Here is a 20,272-nt window from a genome sequence, read left to right on the forward strand (position 1 = left end):
TGACCCCAAGTCCCGCAGGAGTCATGAAAGTTGTCGAATTACTTACTGGCCCGTTTGTCACCACACGTGCTTACGCTGGTGGAATGGCGAATGGCGTGTTCCATACCGGATACGGCATCACGATCAACCTCACCCTCCCCGACCTCGGTCATCCCGAGCGCCCCGATCTGCTGGAAGAGATCCTGCGCCCGGTCGGCGACCGCGACCGTGCACTCCTGGAGTGTCTCGACCACCACGCCGGAAGGGTCTGCCGGTCGGAGAACGCCGACAAGTCCCCCTGGATGTTCATCAGCACCCGGCGCAGGCACGGCCGTCTGGTGCTTGTCGGCGCCCACCTGCCGGTCACTCACAGAGCCACCCCCGAGGAGAGCGCCCGCCACCGCGCGATGAAGGAGCGGATCGCCCGCTGTGCGGAGCGGCACGGACTGCACGCCCAGGTCGAGGCCCGCTCGGCGGACGGCCGTATCGTCACCGACGTCCTGGTGACCGGGGCCGGCGGCACCCGGATCGGCTGGGAGGCCCAGTACTCGCCCATCACTGGTGAGACCGTCCGCCGCCGATCCCGCAGGGCGGTCGAGAACGGCATCACGCCGCTGTGGGTGACCGACAGCGAGCGGGCCGCGCTGATCGACCGGGCACCGTGGGTGCGTGTGGACGACTTCTCCTCACGCGACATCACCTCCAAACTCGCGATGTTCGTCCGCGGTGGGATCCGCCACCTGCAGGTCTGGAAGTGCCTGCCGACCAGCGAACGCCCCTGTCCGACCACGGGTAGCGCCTGCGGCCGCTTCCACTCCGGCTGGTTCCTGCCGGCACTGTGCCTGCCGACGAAGGCCCCGACCCAGGTGGACTACCTGGTCGTGGCCAGCGCTGACGGCGAGTTCGTCCCCCTGCAGATACAAGACGATGACGGCCGGCGCACCGCCTCCCGTATGTGGGTTCCCGCCGCGGACCGGGACACGTGGTGGGACATCGTCGGCCGGCCCGAGACAACCGGTGCAACGGAGGACACCACCGACTCGCCGGACGAGGAGATCACCTTCACCGGCGAGGAGCTCGACCCCACCTGCCGCTACGGCGAGGAGACCCTCACCCGCAACGATCCCCGCTCCCGCCGGGAACGTCCGGACGCCACCGGCCTGCGAACCTTCGCCCAGGTCCCGCACTCCACGTTCGCCCTCCCCGCCGACCCTCCCACGCTGAAGGCCAGCGCCGCCCAACGCCGAGCCGCTGCGGCGCAGTTCGGTTGCCCGGTCTGGGAGATCGGCCCGTGCGGCTTGTGCGGTGCCCCGATCCACCGCTACGGCAACCGCTCGGCTCACGCGTGCGGATCGTGCCGCACAGCCCTGCTGCGCAGCCGTCTGCCGGGACAGTAACCCGAAGCGCAGCAGGGCGTTGAGCGTCCAGCAAGCGGGCGGCGGGCTCTCCCGGTGACCGCCCCCGCGGTGCCCCTTCAGCGCCGGACACCTCGAGGCGGAACCGAGGGAGGTCCAACCTGATCCTGGTCAGGCGTCAGGCACTTCCTCGCCGGTCGAGTGGAGGATGTCGAGGAGGTCCAGTGCCGCCCAGCTGGGGAGCGTCACTGCAGTGGGGACTGGCAGTTGGGCGTCGCGTAGGAGGCATTCCTCCTTGTGGATGGCTCTGGTGATCCAGACCAGCGTGTCGTCGTCGAGGACGTCCGGGTGGCCGGCGGCTGTGTCGGCGAAGTGCTCGGCGTCGGTGAAGACAGCGAGTATCGCGGCGGGCAGGGCGCCGCTTGCCGCTGCGCGGGCGACTGCGCGTCGGACTGCCGTCTCGTACCAGCCGGATCCCCACCACTGTCCGATGGACTCGCTGCGGGAGCCGTGGATGGTGAGCAGGCGGAGGACGGCTTCGGGGCCGAGTGACTCGTCGGCCTGTTGCCACAGGCCGATCTGACGGTGGACGGAGGTGAGGATCGGCGTCCAGCCTTCCTCGAAGATGTCGGCGAGGGTTTGGCCGTCGGCAAGTCGGCGGCCGGGTGCAGTGAGAGCGAGTCGGATACCGGGCCAGTCGATGCCTTCTGGGTGGACGTGGGGAAGGACGGCGCGGGTGGCGGCGATGTTGGCGCGGGCCATGGTGATATCGCCGATCTTGAAGTGCCACTCCTCGACGTCGCTCTCGCGCCGCCAGCACCACTCGGCGATGCCCCGGGCCGCTGCGGACGGGATCGGGTCCGGGACGATCACCGGGTAGGTGCGAAGGCCGGCGGCCGCCCGCCAGGAGAACTCTTCCCCCAGTGCCCTGATCGCCTCGTTGCCGTCGTCACCGTTGCGATGGCGGCTGATCGCGCCAAGGACGTGGTCCGCCCACAGGAGCATCACCACGTCGTGGCGCAGTGCTTTGGCATCCTCGGACAGGCGGATGCGGGTGGCGTCGAGGAGTCCGGCTTCCGCGAAGCAGCGGCGTGCGGCCTCGGCCTTCGCTGCTTGGATGGGGTGCGCACTCAGGTCGATGATGAGGGGTTCGTCGAGCGGGAACAGCGGGGGCAGGGCGCTGTCCCATTCCCAACTCTCGGTCGGGTCATCGACGGTGAGCGAGGCGGTGGCCGGGTTCCAGTCGACCTGGATATGGAAGTTGGAGCGGGAGAACTCCAGGACAACGGGGAGCTCCTTCCCCTCGTCTTCCTCGTCCCAGGCCTCGTTCTCGGTCCAGCCGGCCCGCCGAAGGGCGGCAGTGAGCCGCGCGAGCAGCCGTCGGGTGGTGGCGTGCGGTGACAGGGCGTCGGCTGACGGGTTGTCCATGGGCTTCCTGTTCGGTACCGGGGCGACGAGTCTGCTGTCACGGGGTGGTGCGGCGGAACTGCTCGGCCTTCACCTGCAGGTCCTGGACGACTCGCCGCCAGCGCCGCGCCCCGCCCGAGTACCAGTGGTCTTCGCTTGCTGGGGACCAGTCGGCCAGCTCGTGCAGCTGCTGCACGACGGCGTTCGCATCGAGCCGGTCGGAACCACCCCGCTCAGGGTCGAGCTGCTGGGCGATGTCGTGGAGGCGGTGGGCGGCCCGGTAGTAGGACAGCTGGGTGTCCGTCAGCCTCCGGATGGCATAGCCCCCGCACTTGCTGCACCAGTCATAGGTGTCGTCGAGCAGATCGGAGACGGTCATCAGGTCGTCTTCTGCAACGATCGCGCCGCGCTCGTGGGAGTGGGAGCAGAACGGTGAGTGGCCCTTGCCCTGGTACCGAGGGTCGGCGTTGGTCGCGTATACCTGCACGTCGGCCAGGACGCCGAGCGGGATGCCGCTGCCACCACCGCGCCAGTGGTCGGTGTTCGGGGCCTCGAACGGCTCCAGATCCAGGTCCTGGCCGTGGGCCAGCAGGCCCTGCCATACCGGGCGCGGAAGTCCGCGGGAGCGGCCGCCGTCGTCGTATCCGGCATCGAGGGTCCGCAGGTCCCGGACTCCGCGAGCCATCGCGAGCAGGCGCAGGTTGCGTTCCCCGCCCGCCGGTTCGTGTGCCAGCCAGGCTGTGCGGGTGGCGCCTTGGGCCATTCCGAGGTGCTCGCCGAAGTACGGGTCGTGCGGGCTGCGCTGGTGTCCGGGCCACAGACTCTGCTGGTCCTCGGGCCTGGGCCCGACCTCGCGTACCCATGGCTCGATCACGTCTGCGGGCAGGTCCTCGGAGCCGGCGACGAGGAAGCCCTGCCAGCCACCGGCTACCCGCTTCTCGAGGACGAGCAGCGGAAGGACCTCGATTCCGGCGTCCGTCGAGAAGACGATGTACAGCTCGTCCACGGCTGGCCGCGTCGAACGCAGCAGGCGGAGGTGGTCGGCGGTCACCATCTGGCGCTTGTGCAGCGGGGTGTCGTCGAAGACGCCAGGACGCAGCGGGCCCTCCGTCGGCGTGGGCGTGGTGGGAGTCGGACGCGCGTCGTGCGCTTGGCAGTCGAGGCCCCGGCCCGTGAGGAGACGATCGGCAGCCGGCTGGGGCAGGCGCAGCGTGAGGGTGTGCTCGGTCCAGTCTCCGGCGATGAGGTAGGTGATCAGAACGCTGATCGTCCAGTCGTCGAGGCCGTTCAGCAGACCGCGCTCGTCCTGGTGCCGGGCCGCGCCCTTGATCTGCGGCAGCCGTACCGTCGCCCACACCAGGTCGTCGGGATCGGCCGCAGCAACCGTCCGGCTCAGCTGCTCTTCCCAGGACTCAATCAGTCGGACAACGGCGGCGCTGGCCTCGGCGTAGCCCTTGCGGTTGGAGCGGATGCCGTGCATGGCGTGGTACGAGAGGCGGACGCGTTCGCTTGGCCTCTCCCGACCGCCCAAGGCTGCGGCGTGCCACTTCCGCCACAGGGTCGCCAGTCGCTCCGTGACCTCATGGCGTCCACCGAGCCCACTGAACGCCGGTTCTGTGACGGGGAGTTCGGGCTGCTTGAGGCCTGCTGCGACAGAGGCCGCCACAAGAGTGCCGGCGTCCACGAACAGTGCTGCCTGCGCCCGCAGCGCCTCCAAGTAGTTCTCCTTCACGGCGAGTCTGGGCTGTGCCCACTCCTCCAGCCAGGGGAACCTCGCCGCCGTGGTCCCGGCGAGGTGGAGGCTGCGCGCCGCTTCGCGCCAGGTGGTGCGGAGCCTGCCGCGCAGGTGCTCCGTGTCTTCGCGTGTCTGCCAGTCGCGCTTCTCGCTGTCGTCGTCCCCGTCGTCAGAGCCGGGGTAAGGGTCGGCGCGAAGCAGTTCGGCGGCTGCCTGGACCTCCGCCTGGTCCCAGCCGGCGTCCGGATCCGGCTCGGTGTAGAGCTGCAACTGGTGCAGCAGCCCGGTGCCCTGCAATGCCCGCAGAAAGATCCCGAGGCCGTGGTCCGGGCGCGCCCAGTCGGCGTACTGTGCGCACTGCACGCACATCCGCTGGATCGTGTCGGCATTGAGCGGCACCTCGGCGGCCACCACCTCGGGGGTACGCAGCTGCGTGCAAGCCGTAGCGGCGTGAAGCTTGGCGTTCTGACCCTTGGCTGAGCGGACCGCGATCGACACGCCCTCGAACGGGCCGAGCGGGACATCAGCGGTCAGCGAACTGTCGAGCACGTAACTCCCCTATCAGTCTCGGCTTGTGAGCCTAAACCGAAGGACTGACAGCAGGAGTCGGATGCGGCCGGATATCGGAAGATCGTGGCAAGGTGCGATGCCCAGACCGGCCAGTGGGAGCCCGCGTGCTCAGGCTTCGTCAGCCACCTCTCGGGGGGGGCAGCCGAGACGACCTCGGGCTCGTACCTGCTGCGACGATCAAGCAAGCCGTCCCGGACCGCGGTCGATGTCGAGGACCTCGTACAGGTGCTGGCCGCTGCCCCAGCGGGCGAGGCGCTCGCGGTCCACAAGGTGGAGGCGCTGCTGGGTGGCGAGAGCTGCCGCGGGGGCGGTGAAGCCGTTGAGCGCCACGATGACCGGGACCGCAGCGCCGTGCACCGGCCGGGCGGTGCCGTTGAACTTCTGTACTGACTCAGAGGTCACCGGGGCCGCGTAGCGCTTGCACTGCAGTACCACCCGTCGGCCCATCCAGTCGTCGGCGACGACGTCGGCTCCCAGGTCCCCAGCGCCACCGACCCGCTGTACATCCGTGAACCCGTCGCGCTCCAGCAGTTCACGGCACATCTCCTCGAAGCGCAGCGGTGTGGCCGCCTCGAAGGCTTCCAGGGTGTAGTCCATGGGACGGCGGACGTACGAGGCGGCCGGCTCGGCCGGCACCGCCTGCTGCAGCGGCCGCTGGGCCCACTGCTCGATACTCTCGGTGAAGCGCGTGGTGACGGTGGTGCGGACGTGGGCCAGGCGTGCTGAGACGCCGGCGTGGAGCTGTGCCCGCACCGGTTGCAGGAACCGGCGAACCGGCGGCCCGAGAGCGGTGTGCCGCAGTGCGGCACGAACGCCGAAGAGCACGGCGGCGGCACCGGCCAGTACCGCGAGGGCGGTCAGCGGGTGGCCCCACAGCCAGGCCGCGGTCTGCAGGACGACCCCGAGCGCGACGAATCCACCCAGGATGGCCAGGCCACCGCTCTCGTCGGCGGCGCTCGGGCTCACACGGCCGCGCTGCGCGCTCTCCTCATCGGAAGCCATACCCGGCACCCGCCCTCGTCGCCAATTTGATGGCTGCCACGTCGTTCCTCTGCTCCGTCCGGTTGCCGTATTGATGCGTTCGACTACCTGTACCGTCCAGCTGGCGGGCGGCCCTCAGGCTGCCGCGAGGTCGTCGTCGAGGACGTCGTACAGGTGTCGCCCCTGCGCCCATTCGCGCAGCGCTTCGCGGTCTACCAGTGTGATGCGGTGACGGTACGCGAACTTCCGTGCTGGGCCGGTGAATCCGTTGAGTCCGACCATGACCGGCAGGTCTGCGCCGTGTTCGGGCCGGGCGGTACCGTTGAAGCGCTGGACCTCCTCGTTCCCCACCGGCTTCGCGTATCGCTTGCACTGGACGACGACCTTGCGGCCGTCGCGGTCCCGGGCGATGACGTCCGCCCCCAGGTCGCCAGCGCCGCCTGAGTGCCGCTCCAGATCGAAGCCGTCGCGCAGCAGCAGATCGGCACACGCCCGCTCGAACCCGGTCGGGCTCGCGGCTTCCAGTTCCCACATCTGGAAGGTGAGGGCCTCGAACTCCTCCTCGTCGTCGAAGTCTTCGCCACCGTCGATGTACACATAGCCGCCCATGGAAAAGCGGCTCCTGACAACGACCACGGTGATCGCGACGACCGGCAGGCCCAGGAGGGCCGACCACACCACATGGCCAGTGATCCAGTCCCACACGTCCGTGCTGAACCAGTGGCCTACGTCCGCGGTGAGCCAATGCCAGACCGTCGTCGAGAGCCAGCGCCAGAGCATCTTGAGGATCGCCCAGCCGACCAGGCAGCCGAGCGCGAGCTTCCAGACCCAGTCCCAGCTTCCGTCTTCACTCACCGGGGTCCGTCCTTCCTCGCGCGTGGATTCGTGAACGAGCGTCAGACCGCGAAGGGGCGCCGTCGGCGCCTGGCGGTGACGGCGGGTAGACGAAGGAGGTCGTGCAGGGCTACACCGTGCTCGGCCCAGCTCTGGAGCCGGTCGCGGTCGACCCAGTGGACGCGGTGCTTGTCGCCCCAGGCCGCGGCGGCGCGGGTGAAGGAGCCGTTGGTGACCACGACGGCGACATCGGCGCCGTGGGCGGGACCAGCGGTGCCCTTGACCTGGTACATCACCTGCGAGCCGACCTTGGCGCGGACCGTGGTGTGCTTGGCCTGCAGCACGATCCGGCCGCGCTGGGGGTGCTGGCCGATGACGTCGGCGGCCTGGTCGCCCTGCTGGCCGACCTTGCGTGCCGTCCAGCCATCGCGCACCAGCAGGTCGCGCAGCGCGAACTCGAAGTCCTGGTCCCCCATCGTGTCGATCTGGCCCAGGGTCAGCCGCAGAGCGGACAGCCGCTCGGCGCGGACCCGAGCTGTTCCCCTGCGCCGCACCCATACTGCCGCTGCCGCGACGGCGGCAGCCGCAGCAACGCCGACAAGCGGCGTCCAGTGGCGGCCGGCGAATACCAGGAACGCTCGGGCGGCCTCGAAGAGCCAACTGCACAGTGCCAGAGCGACGATCCCCGCGGCGGCGTACTCGGCCTGGTTGCGCGGCTTGCGCAACCAGATTCGCCTGCGAGCCATCAGCGTCCTGCCGGGGCGGATACCGTCGGGTTCGAGTTGACGGGCGTGGTCGCGTTGCCGTCGCTGAAGCCGATGAAGTGACCCCAGAGCCACAGGACAGCAACGACGCCGGCGATCATCCAGCCGCTCGTCTTCTTCGCGCTGGGGCGCGGGTTGCGGCGGATGTGCGCGCGAACGCGGTGGTACCCCTCGGGAGCCATAGGCTCTTCCCTCCCCGAACCGGCGATCCGCTCGATACGGTTCGCCATCGGAGATGGTGTAGCAGCAACCTCGGACAGATTCTGACTGATCATCAACAATGATCATTCAGAGGGGTGTTAACCGGCCACAGTGCTCGACCAGGGGGCGCGCGTAGGCGGCAGGGCACCGGCCTGCGGCGACGCCTAGTGCAGTCCATCGCGGCGCCTTCGGAAGACGGCTACAGCACAGCTGAACCCGTAAGGCGCCTCGGCACGGCCTGGCGGCGGCCCGGGCGACCTCGCGCTACAGATGGCGTGTTAACGGCGGCGCACGCCCGATCGCAGCGGCAGCGTATTACGACCGCCTCTGCCCGTACCCACCTGCGGGCGCCGGCCCGTGGGGCCTGGAGAGAGGCGGTCCTCACCTGCATCTGGCCAGCGCCAGGCCATCGAGCTCCTCGGTGACACGCTTCGAGTACCCGCGAACCCCAACGATCCGCCAGGTGCAAGACCCGTCCAGTGACGTTGCCGTCAAGGCGCTTCGAAGGGCCTCGCCGAGCCACCGCCAAGGCCCGGCCGCCGGAGGCGGGCACGCGCTCACCAGGCCGGCCAGCGGCTGGTTGCCCACGTTTCAACATGGTTACTTCGTTGCGTCGCCGAGTGCGGCCGCCCTAGCGTGCCGGTACGGGAAGTGGCGGCTGTCTCGGCAGCCAGACGGCACTTGAGGGGTTCATGTATCTGGCACGCGTGCAGGCCGAGAACTTCCGTATCTTCGGCGGGCCTGCCACCGACTCGGATCCCGGGTCGGCCCTGGACCTCGATCTTCAACCCGGCCTCACCGTTCTGGTCGGGGAGAACGACAGCGGCAAGAGCGCCGTGATCGATGCAATACGGCTGTGCCTGACGTCGAGCGCCGACTTCACCCGCATCACAACGGACGACCTCCACTACGGTGCCAATGGGAGAGCCGACTACCTGCAGATCAGCTGTACATTCGAAGGCCTCGACGACCGCGAACTCGGTTCCTTCAGCGAGTACCTGACCTCGCTTCCGGGCGAGGTGCCTCGGCTGACGGTGACCGTACGGGCAGAGCCGTTCGACCCGGATGTGCCCCACCGGATGTCCGTCAGGGTGCGAGCGGGCGAGACCGTACTCGACGGCGAAGCCCGCGAGCGTCTTCGCGCGACGTACCTGCGGCCGCTGCGCGACGCCGAAGGAGAGATGCGGGCTGGCCGCAACTCCCGACTGTCGCAGATCCTCACCCAGTACCCGGGCATGCGTGAGCAGCGGGAGAACGACTTCGACTACCTCGAAGACAGCGCCAGCACTCTGGTGGGAATCCTGCAGCGCGCCGACCACCACATCAACGCCAACGCCCTGGTGCAGAAAGCCCGGGACGAGCTCAACAGCGGGTACCTGAACAGATTCGCCATCGGCCAGGATGCCCTCTCCGGCGCGATCAGCATCGCCACGACCGCATCACTTCAGAGCGTCCTGGAGCGCCTCGAGTTGGCCTTCGCCCCCGATCCCGGCCTCACCGAGTCGACTCGTCATGGCCTCGGCTACAACAACGCCCTGTTCATGGCTGCCGAACTCCTCCTGCTAGGCCGGGAGAGTACCTCCCCCGTCCTCCTCATCGAGGAGCCCGAGGCCCACATGCACCCACAGCTGCAAAGCCGCGTAGTCGACCTGCTCCAGGACCGCAGCCAGGGTGAGTCCCCTGTCCAGATCATCGCCACCACCCACAGCCCGCACATCGCCTCCAGCGTGCCAGTGGAACACCTGACCCTCGTCGCCCGGGGAAAAACGTTCCCTCTCCGGCCGGAATGCACCCAACTCGAGCGCTCGGACTACGCGTTCCTCAGCCGCTTCCTGGACGCCACCAAGGCGAACCTCTTCTTTGCCCGGGCCGTCGCCATGGTCGAGGGCGACGCGGAGGTCCTGCTCCTGCCCGCACTCGCCCGTGTCGCCGGCCACTCGTTCGCCGAGAACGGCGTCAGCATCGTGAACGTCGGCAGCACCGGTCTGTTCCGCTACTCCCGGATCTTCCAGCGCACGGACTCCGCCCTGCCGCCGGTACGCGTGGCCTGCATCACGGACATGGACCTGGCTCCCGACGGGGCCGATAAGGAGATGGCCAAGGAGCTCACGCGGTGGAGCAGCCTCACTGAGGCCAAGCGAAGCGAACACGTCGTCAAGAAGCAAAAGCGTGACGGCGGGGCCGTCCGGACCTTCGTGTCGAACTGGTGGACTCTCGAATACGACCTGGCCCGGGCCTCGTGGCCGATGGCGACGCTGATGCACCAGGCGATCAGCGCGGCCAAGAGCACCAAGTGGCCGAAGGCAGAGGACCTCGTGGGGATCGAGGAGATCGCGGCCATGGAGGTCAGGAAGTGGCAGGAGGACGACCACCTCTCATTGGAGGAGTGCGCGCTGAAGATCTACCGCCCGCTGCGCGTAGGAGGCACCCGTAAGCCGATCGCAGCCCAGCACGCCGCCCGCCTGCTGGAGACATCCGGAATCCGCCGGGACGACCTGCCGAGCTACTTGCTGGACGCGGTCGACTACCTGCGCGGGAGTACCCGGCCATGACGCTCCCCCTGTCCCTCACCGCACTGGACCGTGAAACCATCGAAGCCAAGGCCCAGAGCATGGGCCTTGCCCTGACGTCTCCCGAGCAGTTCGCATTCCTGGAAGCCCGCGGTTCGCTGCACCTTCAGGCGGCCCCCGGCTCCGGCAAGACCACCCTTGTCGCCCTGAAACTCGCCCTGGTGGCGGACGGCTGGTCCTCCGACCGGCAGGGTATCTGCGTCTTGTCTCACACGAACACCGCCACCCAGGAGATCGCGAGCCGACTGTCCGGACGAGCACGGCGGCTGGAGCACTACCCGCACTTCGCCGGAACGATCCAGAACTTCGTCCACACCTTCCTCGCGCTGCCAGCCATACGCTCGCTGAAGATCACCACCAGAGCCGTCGACGACCACGCTTTCGCCGCCCAAGCTGGCAGACTTCTGGACCTGGGTCCGTTCAAGACCTTGAAGGGCTTCACACGGCAACGCGCCGACGGGTCGAAGATGGTCACCGAAGCCACATACATATTCGACCCCGCCGAGCCGGAGCTGCAGATCCAGGTCAAGAACCTCAACCGCGGCACCGCCAGCTACAAGCAGCTGATGCAACTGAAGGAGCATCTTTTCCAGCGTGGCGTCTTCCGCTACGCCGACATGTACGCGATCGCCACCCGGCACCTGCACCATCACCCCCGCCTGGCCGACGGTCTGCGCTCCCGGTTTCCGTTCGTCCTGATCGACGAGATGCAGGACACGAGTGAGGAACAGCGCCGCCTGTTGGAAGCGGTGTTCAAGGACAGCACCGTCGTGCAGTGCGTGGGAGACGTCAACCAGCGCATCCTCAGCGCAGACGGCGCCGGACCTGCGGCAGGGAGTTTCCCCAACAAGGAGGCGATGGAGCTTCCGGTAAGCCTGCGCTTCGGCGCGGGGCCAGCGAGAGTGGCGAGCAGGCTCGCGGTTCACCGCGCGCAAGAGATCCGCGGCCACGGACCCGAGAGCGCTCTCACCATCATCACCTTCACCAAGGACAGCATCGCCCGGGTCCTGCCCGCCTTCGACGAACTCGTCCGGCAAACGGTGCCGCCCGAAGCCGCCGCCGCGCACCCGCCAAAGGTCCTCGGCGCTCGTGAAAGCCCTGGGAAATCACAGCTCTTCCCCCGCGCGGTCGGCTGCTACCTGCCCCAGTCGGAAACCGGTACGGCGGCGGATGCGAGCCGGCTGCTGCAGGCCTACCGGCGCGCCAGGACAGTTCTCCTGCACACCGGCCAGGTCGGCTCAGCAGCCACCGTTCTGTGGGGAGCCGTCCGCACCCTCCTCTGGGAGTTGCAGGCACCGACCACGCCCCCGACCCTCCCGGAAAGCCTGCCGCCCTTCCCCCAACTCGACCGCAGACCAGGCACACCGGGCCACCACCTGCGATTGCTCCTGGTCAAGGCGCTGCACAACGACTGCGACACCCCTGCCCGGTGGGATTACTTCGTCAGCCGCCTCGGCAAGCTCGTGGAAGAAGCCGTCGGAGCACCCGTCCCGATAGACGGGACCACCCATGCCTCCTGGCTTTCCCACACGCCACTGCCACCGGCTCCGGAAGAAACTCTGCCACCGATGCTCACAGCCACCATCGCGAGCGCGAAGGGCGAGACGCACTGCGCGACCCTCGTCCTCGAATGCGCCACCAAGTACGGAAAAAGCCATGACCTTGGCAGCTTGCTGCCCGTGATCACGGGAGAGGCTCCCGTCGGCAAGCTCAATGCCGCCAGCCAACACGCCGCGATGACCACCTTTGTCGCAGCCACCCGCGCCAAGCACTTGCTCGCACTCGCCGTCCACGAAGATCGCGCACACCCCTACCTCGGCGCCCTGACGCGGGACGGCTGGTCCATAGTCCGCCTCTGAGCGGGCGCAGGGACCCGCGCGGATACCCGGTGGGATGGACGACCCTGTGGGAGAACGGCACACGGAAAGGGAAAGCGCTGGGGATGTGCCAGGTAGAGAGCGTCGGTCACCGTCGTTTTCCCGGCGCCGTTTGCGCCGATCAGGATGCTGAACCGGCCCGGCAGCCGGCAGTCGATCTCCGCCTCGGCACTGGCGCGCAGACCATTGACTCTCACCTGGCTCAGATGCACCCGAGCCGCTCCCCTCTTCAAGACCTCGGCTGTCGCACCCATCATCGCCTGCTACACGGACAGCCAAGCCCCACAGAGAGAACGGAGTGCCGCGGATCCTTCGGCTGCACCGGCCATCCGATCAATATTCGCTCTTTCGCCGCGTCATCGTGCCCAGCCACACTGGCTGGGCACGATGACGCGGCGCGCTGTGGCTACTCGTCAGCGTCCTCGTCGCCCAGTTCGTCCGGCGGTGCTGACCGACGGTACTGCGGGTGGTCGAGGTCCATCTGCTTTGCCGCGTGCAGCGGCACCGCGTACCGCGAGCGGTCCGCCCAGGCGATGGTCTGGTGGCACAGCCGCGCGGTGGCGCGGGCCAGCATCGTCCGGTCGATGCCGTCCGCGACGCCGACGGGGTAAATCTCGGTCGCCGTCATGGCCCACCACGGGGTCTTGAGCTGGTTCGTCTCTCGCTCGTTTTCGTCACCGCCCTTGCCTGGATCGGCGTCCCAGCGGGTGATCTTGCTTCCGAGGTCACCACCCTTGGCTTGGTAGTTACGTGGGACGTTGAAGAGGACCCAGAACGCGTGTCCGAAATCCACCTTGGCGCGGTGAAGCTTGGTCGAGGTGAAGTCGATGTCTTCCTTGCCGGTCGTGGGGTCGCTCTCACGGGAGATGGGGACGTACTGGGGAACCTCCGTCGGGGCGACGTTCATCCGGATGACGGCACTCGGCCTGCTGCGCGGGGCGTTCTTGCCCTTGCCGTACCCGGGCAGCCAGGTGCGCGGATCGGTGCTGTCTCCTTCCTCGTAGCTCTGGTTCTCGTTGTGTAGGCCCGTCCACATCCGGCGGCAGGCGTGTCCGTCGACCATAACGACGTAGCGCATACCTGGTTCCAGCTCATCGCGGACGAGACTGGCGAGAGCGTCCTCGACCTGGGCCGCGGCCTCCGCCCAGCGCTCCTTGTCCGTCTGACCCTTGCCGTCGACGTGCAGGGCGTAGTCGCTCGCGTGGAAGGCGGCGATCGCCTCGCGGTAGGGCACCCATGCCCCGATCAGGGGAGTCCACGCCCGCATGGTCCAAGCGCCGTCCGTCTCGTCCGGCGGGAAGAGGGCGGTGGCGACGATGATGCGCTTGGTGTGCTTGCCGTCAGCCGTCTTGGCCTGCCGGCGGGCGTGAATGCCGCAGTAGACGAGGCCAGCGGCCTCATCTCCCTTCCTGTCCTTCGCGATGGCCCGCGCGAGGCGCTGGTCGATAATGCCGAGCGAGCGGTACAGGTCGAGCAGTGCCATGTAGGCGGCGTGGTCCTTTCCCGGCTTCGGGGGGCTGATCTCCGTCGCGGACTTTCCGAATGACCCCGGCTTCATCCCGCTCGTGAACTGGCAGACGAAGCCCTTCTTGGCCAGGAGACGGCGGACCCGGAACTTCCCGTCGTGCCGCTCCTTGCGGAGCAGGAAGGCATTCCGCTTTTCTCCGTCCTTCTTCTTCAGGGACGGAAGCTCGGTCTCGCACCAGACTCCGACCATCACGTGCGAGCTGTCGGCGAAGTCGTCCGCAAAGGACTTGAACTCCACGGCCCGGTCGATGTCGTCGCCGTGTGCCAGGAAGCGCTCGGCTTTGCGGAAGACAGCGCTGATGCCAGGCGCGAGGGTGATCTCCTCGCCCGGCTGTGGGTCGCCGATGGGCGGGCTGTCCGGGAAGGCCAGGGAGAGGGCATGAACCATGCGCAGGCGGGTGCTGTGGCGGTACCACAGGCACACGATCCGCAGGTGTTCGAAGCCCTGGGCGTTCACCGATGCGGTGATCTCCTCGGCCGGAGGGAAGCCGATGCTGTGGAGGACCTCGCCAGCCTTGGTCCGGTGGTCCCGTTCCTGCGGGGGCATCTTCTGCTTGTCCGTGGGGCGCGGTTCGAAGACCATCGGCTCCACCGCGAAGTCGACCCAGGTGGCCTTCTCCCCCAGCACCTTGGTGACGTGCTCGGCGAGAAGCCGTAGGTGCAGGGTGCCGGGGCCCGTGCCGACGGCGAAGCTGTCGTTCTTCGCCATAAGCGGGCGAATGGCACCGGCGTCAGGGGTGATGAACGTGGGGAAGGTCCCGTCGTCGGCGGCCTTCTGCAGCACCGCGCGCTCCTCCGTGACGCGTGCTTGGAGTTCCTGCAGGAGGCTGACGTCCATCTTGTCGCGTGCCAGCAGCTCCAGGGCGCGATGGTTGACCGCCCGGACGGTGCCGTTGCGGACCAGTTCGGTGTGGAGGATCGGCAGTCCGTCGCTGCCCTGGTGGATGTGCGTCGACTTGGCACGAACCATGTTGCTGTCCACGCGGGTGACGTGAGCGTCCAGGAAGATGACGGGGTCGACGATGTTGGGCTCGGTCTTCATGACCACCGAGAGCCGGGACATCGCGTACTGGGCCTTGGTGGCGGCGTTGACCTCGGTTCCGTCGTCGCGGACGTTGTACTTGCGGCCGAAGGGTGCGTCCCAGGCGATGAGCCCGCCCCTGTTGTCCGGCAGGTAGGTGACCTCCCGCTTGTTCGGGTTGGCCTTCCAGCCGATCGTGCGGTTCTTGTGGACCTGGCCGCCGTTGGCGTCGAGTGTGAGGGAGCCGTCTTTCTCCTTGGCGGGTACCTTCTCGGTGATCGGGACGAGGTCGTAGATGGTGAACTTCTGCTCGGCGAGCTTCTTGGAGATCACCCATGGCACGGCGACGTACATCCAGTCGGGGCACTTCGGTTGCTTGCCAGGGGTCGGCTTGAGGAACCGGGTCATCTCGAATTCCTGCTCGGGCGTGCTCGCGATGGCTTCGGCCACTGGCGGCACTTCGAGGAGGACGGCCTGGTCGGTGTTCATCCCCTTGCTGTAGCCGACGATGCACCGGAAGACGTGGCGCAGGGTGTCGTCGTCGATCTTCTCCAGCGAGACCAGGAAGTTGAGGTACCGGTCGAGGTGGACGTATCCGCCGGTCTTGAACTTCAGGTAGGTGATGGCGGTCGAGTACGGCAGGTTCTTCTGCTCGTCGTCCCCGTCGCCCTTCACCTTCTCCCATTCGTCCCGCACGCTCCGCGGGAAGATGCGCACGTACACCTTCTGGCCCTGGACGAGTTCGGGGGTGCAGCGCAGGGTGAGGGTACTCGGGAGGGGTGTGCTGCTGTCGGTCACTGCGGTGGTCTCTTTCGGGAGCGCTTGGCTATGCGGAAAGGGTGAGGTCGACGCCCGCGTAGGTCAGGAAGGCGTTGACCGCCTCGCCGTACAGTTCGGCCATCTGTCGGCGTTCTTCCGGCCGCCAGCGGGAGGCCATGCGGTCGATGATGCTGGCCAGGTCGGAGCTCCAGGTCTCGTCCTGGAAGGCGTAGTCCACGAAGTGCAGCTCCATGTTGGTGCCGCCGCGCCGGGCGCGGCCGGCGAGCTGGATGAGGGAGACCAGCATCCCGGCGACCATCTGCTCCTGGAGAACGAGGTCCATGGTCGACAGTTGTGGGGAGGAGCGCAGGATGGTGGCCAGATGATCGCGTGCTGCGGCGTGGGCGTTCTGCAGTGCCTCGACAGGGTCAGACGTACCTGATGAGGGGAGGGCGTTGATGCCTGTGGCGTTGACGCTGCCGTACATCCAGGTCGGATCGTCGATAATCAGCGGGGGCCTCACGCACAGGTAGATGGAATGGATGGCCGAGCGGAGGTTGACGACGATGTTCAATCCCCTGGCGATGTTAGCCAGCGGGGCGACCAGGATGTCGCCGAATTCGGGGAACTCCTCGACCTCTTCGACGGTGATGCGGCGGACCAGTGTCGGATCGGGGAGGTGCCGGACGTTGCTGTGGCGGTCTTCCTCCCGGACGAGGACGCACACCCGGTGGGAGAGCCCCTTTGCCTTGGAGAGGCCAGTCGCAATGTGACCGCACTGCTCGTAGCTGTTGGCCGTCAGGATCACGCGGGCGCGGGTCTTGTCCGTCTTGGCCAGGCGGGCGAGTTTCCGCGACAGCTTCGTCTCGTACAGGCGCTCGCCGATTTCGCGCAGTGCTTCGGGCTTGTCGGAGGGGAACTGGCCGGCGATCGGGATGCGCTCCCCGGCTTTTCGGTGGCCGCTCCCGTAGGTGACGGCCGAGGACTCGACCAGGATGGACTCTTCCTGCGCGTCGGTCATCCACCACATCACGGGGGCGTGGATGTGCTCCTTGACCGCCTGGGGGAAGTAGGCCGTGGCGGAGAGCCCGAAGACGGGCCGTTCCACGCCTGCGGTGATCAGCGAGACCAGTCCGCCGAGTTCCGACACGTAGGTGTGCGGGTCCCCGGCCATGTGCTGGGCGGAGAGTTTGGCATCCTTCTCCGGGTTCTTCATACCGGTGACCCGGTACCCGTTGATGGGTTTGCCGATCGTTCCGTGCGGAAGCACATCGGCAACGCCGCCGGAGTGCATGGAGTCGATGATGCTGTTGGCGGAGATCAGACCGGAGTGGCGCAGGGTCTGCGCAGCATCGCGCAGTCCGGCCAGGGAGCTGTCCAGTTCGCTCATCAGTGTGCGGATGAGCAGGTGGTCGATGGCCCGATTGCGTGCGCGGCTGTCGCTGACGATCGGGACCAGTTCCTGGTGCAGCCTGAGTTTGAGCGCATCGCGCTGGTTGATACCGCGCGGCGACACGACGGTGCCCAGGATTCTGTTGACCCCTTCCCACTCGGGCTCAAGGAAGAAGGGCGTGCGGGCTCGCACGTCGTCCTCGCTGACGTCAAGGGCCGGCACCAGAGCGTCGAGCCGGTCGACGGCCTCACGGGGAAGCGGTTGTCCGTCGCCGACCTCGTACTCGGGGAACAGGATGCTGATGAGCTCGCGGTCCTTGGAACGCGGCAGGCGCCATCCCTCGTAGTCGTATTCGTGCCGAAGCCGAGCGACCCTGGCATCGTCGTGGTGGTTGAGCCGGAACGCCTTGGTACACAGCCCGGTCAGCAGGGACTCGGCCATGAGCCGGACGTGGCTGATCGGTTCGATGAGTTGGTTCTCGAACCGTAGCGGAAGGTACTTGGCCGCGATGTCCAGGGTCTGTGGTTCCGCTGTCCACGGCTGCCGGGAGTGCAGGTCGACGGTGGTGGCGCACCGGTCGACGGCGACGGCCTGGAAGGCGTCGATCTCGTCGATGATGACGAAGTCGCTGGCGCGGAGCACGAATTCGCGGACGGTGACAGAGCGGATCGGGCGGCCGTCGATCTGGATGCCCACCCTCATAGTGCCCTGGATGAAGTTGTGATGGTTGGTGACGATCACCGTGGCGTCGGCGGCCTGGTAGGCAGGGGTGAACTTGCCGCAGGTCGGGATCCAGGGGCAAGCCAGCATGTCTCCGCCGCCGCGCAGGCTCAGACAGTTCTCCTTGCCGGGGTGGTAGGTGCCGGCGGAGTCGAGCCAGTGCTGCTGCGCGCACCCGTAGGCGAGGTGGTCGACGTCGCGGAGCCCTCGCTTGCCCCATTCCCCGGGGGCGTTGGGGTCTTCCTTGACCAGGGACGCGTGTTTGAGGGCCCGGTGGTGCCGCGAAGACGGTGACATCAGCGGGGCGCAGGTCGCCAACTGCTCGGTCTTGCCTGCCTCGTGCAGGATCTTGAGGTCGCGGCTGATGTCCCATACCGAGGCGAGCGTGGCCTTGACGTCGGGGACGAGCAGAGTGACACGGTGGTTGTTGAGCGCGGCCCACGAGCCCAGGAGTCGGACCAGCACGGACTTTCCGGTTCCGGTTGGCGCGTGGAAGATCTGAGTCAGTCCAGCCAAGAGGTCCAGCACGTCGACGGTGTCGGTGTCGCGGGCCTTGAGGCGGTCGAGCAGGCCCGTCAGCACCTTGAGCAGCCAGGGGCCAGTCTCGGTGCTCTCGTACTGAGTGTCCAGGATCCGCGCGATGTCCTTGAGCTCCTGGATGGCGACCCTGATCGTGACGAGGCCTGGCCGGGTAGCGATGCTGGGAAGCGCGTCGTGGCCGAGCGGCTTCGTGAACGACGGGAAGCGGGGGATGGTGACCCGCCCGTGGACGATCTCGTTGCCCTCGGTGCGTTCACTCGTCTCATACATCTGGCCTGGCGCGGCGAAGTCGTGGGGCTTGCGTCGGCTGCTCGGCCGCCGGAAGGGCGCGAGAAGGCTCTCGACGTAGCCGAGGTAGTCCCCGCCCAGGTGGGGGCGGGCTGCGGTGGCGGTGAGCGGGTCGCCGGCCAGGGTGAACAACTGGACCGACGTCTCCTCGCCCTCCTCGTCACCGATGTCCATGGCGCCAAGGAGGATCCGGGCTGCGGAGGCGAACCGCCGTTCATCGGCGAGGACGGGGTTGGCGATCTTCATCACCCCGGCCACGAGCAGGCGTTCCTCGCTGCTCAGCTCGGTCCACCGGTCCCACGCCTGTGGTTTGCAGCTGGCGAAGAACGCCGCATAGCGGAATGAGGCCAGGGGCCTGCCGTCGTCGTCGCACTGCGGGAAGTAGTGGGCGGCAAGGGCCAGCGCGGCGCGGATGAAGGAGTCCTTGACGGTCGTCTGGCTCACTCCCACACCACCCCGGCACTCCGGCAGACCAGTTGAGCGAATTCGGTCATGGTCACGGCTTTCATTCCGTACTTCTCGCAGGTCACGGTCAGCAACGGGATCTGGTCGGCTCGGTGGTCGGGGACGACGAGCCAGTCGGCTCCGCCCTTGTCGCCCTCGTTGCGGTGCAGGCTCTCGGCCAGGACGCGGACATTGGAGTAGTCCTTCACGTCCACGGTGAAGACGTAGGCGCTCCCGTCGGGGCCCTTGACCTCGATGCGGTGGTCGTACACATCGCTCATCGGCCAGAGCATGATGGCCTCCTCCACATCCATCTGTCCGGCGGCCAGCCGCTCCCGCAGGACGGTATGCAGACGCAGCTCATACAGCCCCGGCACACAGGTGTAGCGCCACACGCCGCGTTTGAGCGCCAGATACCCCTCGGTCGGCCTCGCCTCCGGCACAGCACCCGTCGTACCCAGCGCGAGCGCGGCCTCGTGCAGAGCGGGGGTGTCGGAGCTGTCAGGGTGCAACTGCGGTGCGTCTCCCGTGGTGGGCCAGAACGTGAAACTGGCACCGGTATCGGCATGCCGACCGTAGAGGCAGGCGACTCGGTAGTACTCGCGGCCTGCGGTCACCCGCCTGCTGACCTTCATGGGCCATTTGCACACCGTGCAGGGGAACCACCAGGTGTGGTAGATCGAGTGGTACGGGATCGCCTCGTAGTAGCCGATCGCGTTGAGAGGCAGGTTGCGCTTGTTCAGCTCCTCGGCCGTGCCGGCAGGGCACTCCACCAGGGTGGTGCGGTCCTTGACGTACTGAGCGTCGCCGCGTCCCTTGAGGATCTCGTACATCTGATCCTGGTCGACCTCGTCCTGGAGCTGCTCCTCGGTGAACCGCATCCGGCCGATCCGCCGAAGCCGATTCAAGATCCGGTGCAACTGGGCGGTCTCCCACTGCAGATCGAACGCAATGGCGGTGACGCAGCCCTCCTCGTCGACCACGGGAAAATCGAGATCGTCGAAACCGGACCGGTCCAGCCATGGCGGGAGGAGTCCTTCGATGGGGCCGAGAAGCTTCTGGCGGAAGTCGCCGAACGACAGCGGCACCCCAGGGCCGTACGCGGCGAGCAAGTCCCCGTGGTACCGCATCAGTTTCTCGGCCCGGTGCCTCGGGCTCAGGTCCGGGGCGGTGATCGTCTGACAGGCTTTGATGAAGGTGAAGTTGATCAGCCGGAACGCCTCGAAGTGAGAGAACGTCAGACCGTCGTCATCGACATGGGTCGTCACGGCAGACGACCGTAGAGCACAGGTCTGACAAACCGCCCT

Annotated in this window: 12 protein-coding genes; 3 read left to right on the top strand and 9 right to left on the bottom strand. The window is 67.5% G+C overall.

All coding sequences use genetic code 11. The annotated features are described in order from the left end of the window. The first annotated feature begins 23 nt into the window (after nt 1–23). Complete coding sequence (locus OG455_RS10505) at nt 24–1,376, top strand: hypothetical protein (protein WP_266292421.1); 1,353 nt, start codon at nt 24–26, stop codon at nt 1,374–1,376. 129 nt (nt 1,377–1,505) lie between these two features. On the opposite strand, the gene OG455_RS10510 is transcribed toward OG455_RS10505, so the two are convergent. The 6 genes from OG455_RS10510 to OG455_RS10535 all read right to left on the bottom strand — a co-directional run bounded on the left by OG455_RS10510 (nt 1,506) and on the right by OG455_RS10535 (nt 7,855). Continuing rightward, entirely contained in the window at nt 1,506–2,762 is a 1,257-nt protein-coding gene (locus OG455_RS10510; protein WP_266292423.1) for a hypothetical protein, read from the bottom strand. Nucleotides 2,763–2,799: 37 nt separating this feature from the next. Next, on the bottom strand, nt 2,800–5,025 hold the full coding sequence (locus tag OG455_RS10515) for a hypothetical protein (RefSeq protein WP_266292425.1): 2,226 nt from the start codon (nt 5,023–5,025) through the stop codon (nt 2,800–2,802). Nucleotides 5,026–5,223: 198 nt separating this feature from the next. Next, nucleotides 5,224–6,048 (bottom strand): restriction endonuclease, encoded by an 825-nt coding sequence (locus OG455_RS10520; RefSeq protein WP_266292427.1) that lies wholly within the window; start codon nt 6,046–6,048, stop codon nt 5,224–5,226. A gap of 114 nt (nt 6,049–6,162) precedes the next feature. Further along, the gene (locus OG455_RS10525; RefSeq protein ID WP_266292429.1) at nt 6,163–6,882 is read right to left on the bottom strand and encodes a restriction endonuclease; all 720 of its coding nucleotides are present in this window, start codon (nt 6,880–6,882) and stop codon (nt 6,163–6,165) included. Between the two features lie 41 nt (nt 6,883–6,923). Beyond that, nucleotides 6,924–7,607 (bottom strand): restriction endonuclease, encoded by a 684-nt coding sequence (locus tag OG455_RS10530; protein ID WP_266292431.1) that lies wholly within the window; start codon nt 7,605–7,607, stop codon nt 6,924–6,926. After that, nucleotides 7,607–7,855, bottom strand: coding sequence for a hypothetical protein (locus OG455_RS10535; RefSeq protein WP_266292433.1), 249 nt, complete (start codon nt 7,853–7,855; stop codon nt 7,607–7,609). The genes OG455_RS10530 and OG455_RS10535 overlap by 1 nt, the downstream gene beginning before the upstream one ends. Nucleotides 7,856–8,518: 663 nt before the next feature. Here OG455_RS10535 and OG455_RS10540 point away from each other — a divergent pair. Together OG455_RS10540 and OG455_RS10545 are read left to right on the top strand one after the other, a co-directional pair. Next, a complete protein-coding gene (locus tag OG455_RS10540; RefSeq protein ID WP_266292435.1) occupies nt 8,519–10,378 on the top strand; it encodes an ATP-dependent endonuclease in 1,860 nt (619 codons plus the stop codon). Beyond that, entirely contained in the window at nt 10,375–12,255 is a 1,881-nt protein-coding gene (locus tag OG455_RS10545) for a UvrD-helicase domain-containing protein (RefSeq protein WP_266292437.1), read from the top strand. The genes OG455_RS10540 and OG455_RS10545 overlap by 4 nt, the downstream gene beginning before the upstream one ends. Nucleotides 12,256–12,679: 424 nt before the next feature. On the opposite strand, the gene OG455_RS10550 is transcribed toward OG455_RS10545, so the two are convergent. The 3 genes from OG455_RS10550 to OG455_RS10560 are packed head-to-tail and all read right to left on the bottom strand — an operon-like array spanning nt 12,680 to nt 20,233. After that, nucleotides 12,680–15,619 carry an RNaseH domain-containing protein gene (locus OG455_RS10550; protein ID WP_266292439.1) on the bottom strand — a complete coding sequence of 980 codons (2,940 nt, stop codon included), beginning with the start codon at nt 15,617–15,619 and terminating at the stop codon, nt 12,680–12,682. Between the two features lie 28 nt (nt 15,620–15,647). Continuing rightward, on the bottom strand, nt 15,648–18,965 hold the full coding sequence (locus OG455_RS10555; protein ID WP_266292441.1) for a hypothetical protein: 3,318 nt from the start codon (nt 18,963–18,965) through the stop codon (nt 15,648–15,650). Beyond that, nucleotides 18,962–20,233: a hypothetical protein gene (locus tag OG455_RS10560; RefSeq protein WP_266292443.1), complete on the bottom strand. Its 1,272-nt coding sequence runs from the start codon at nt 20,231–20,233 to the stop codon at nt 18,962–18,964. Before OG455_RS10560 ends, OG455_RS10555 begins: the two co-directional genes overlap by 4 nt. Between the last annotated feature and the right edge of the window lie 39 nt (nt 20,234–20,272).

Source organism: Kitasatospora sp. NBC_01287 (assembly GCF_026340565.1).
Lineage (GTDB): Bacteria > Actinomycetota > Actinomycetes > Streptomycetales > Streptomycetaceae > Kitasatospora.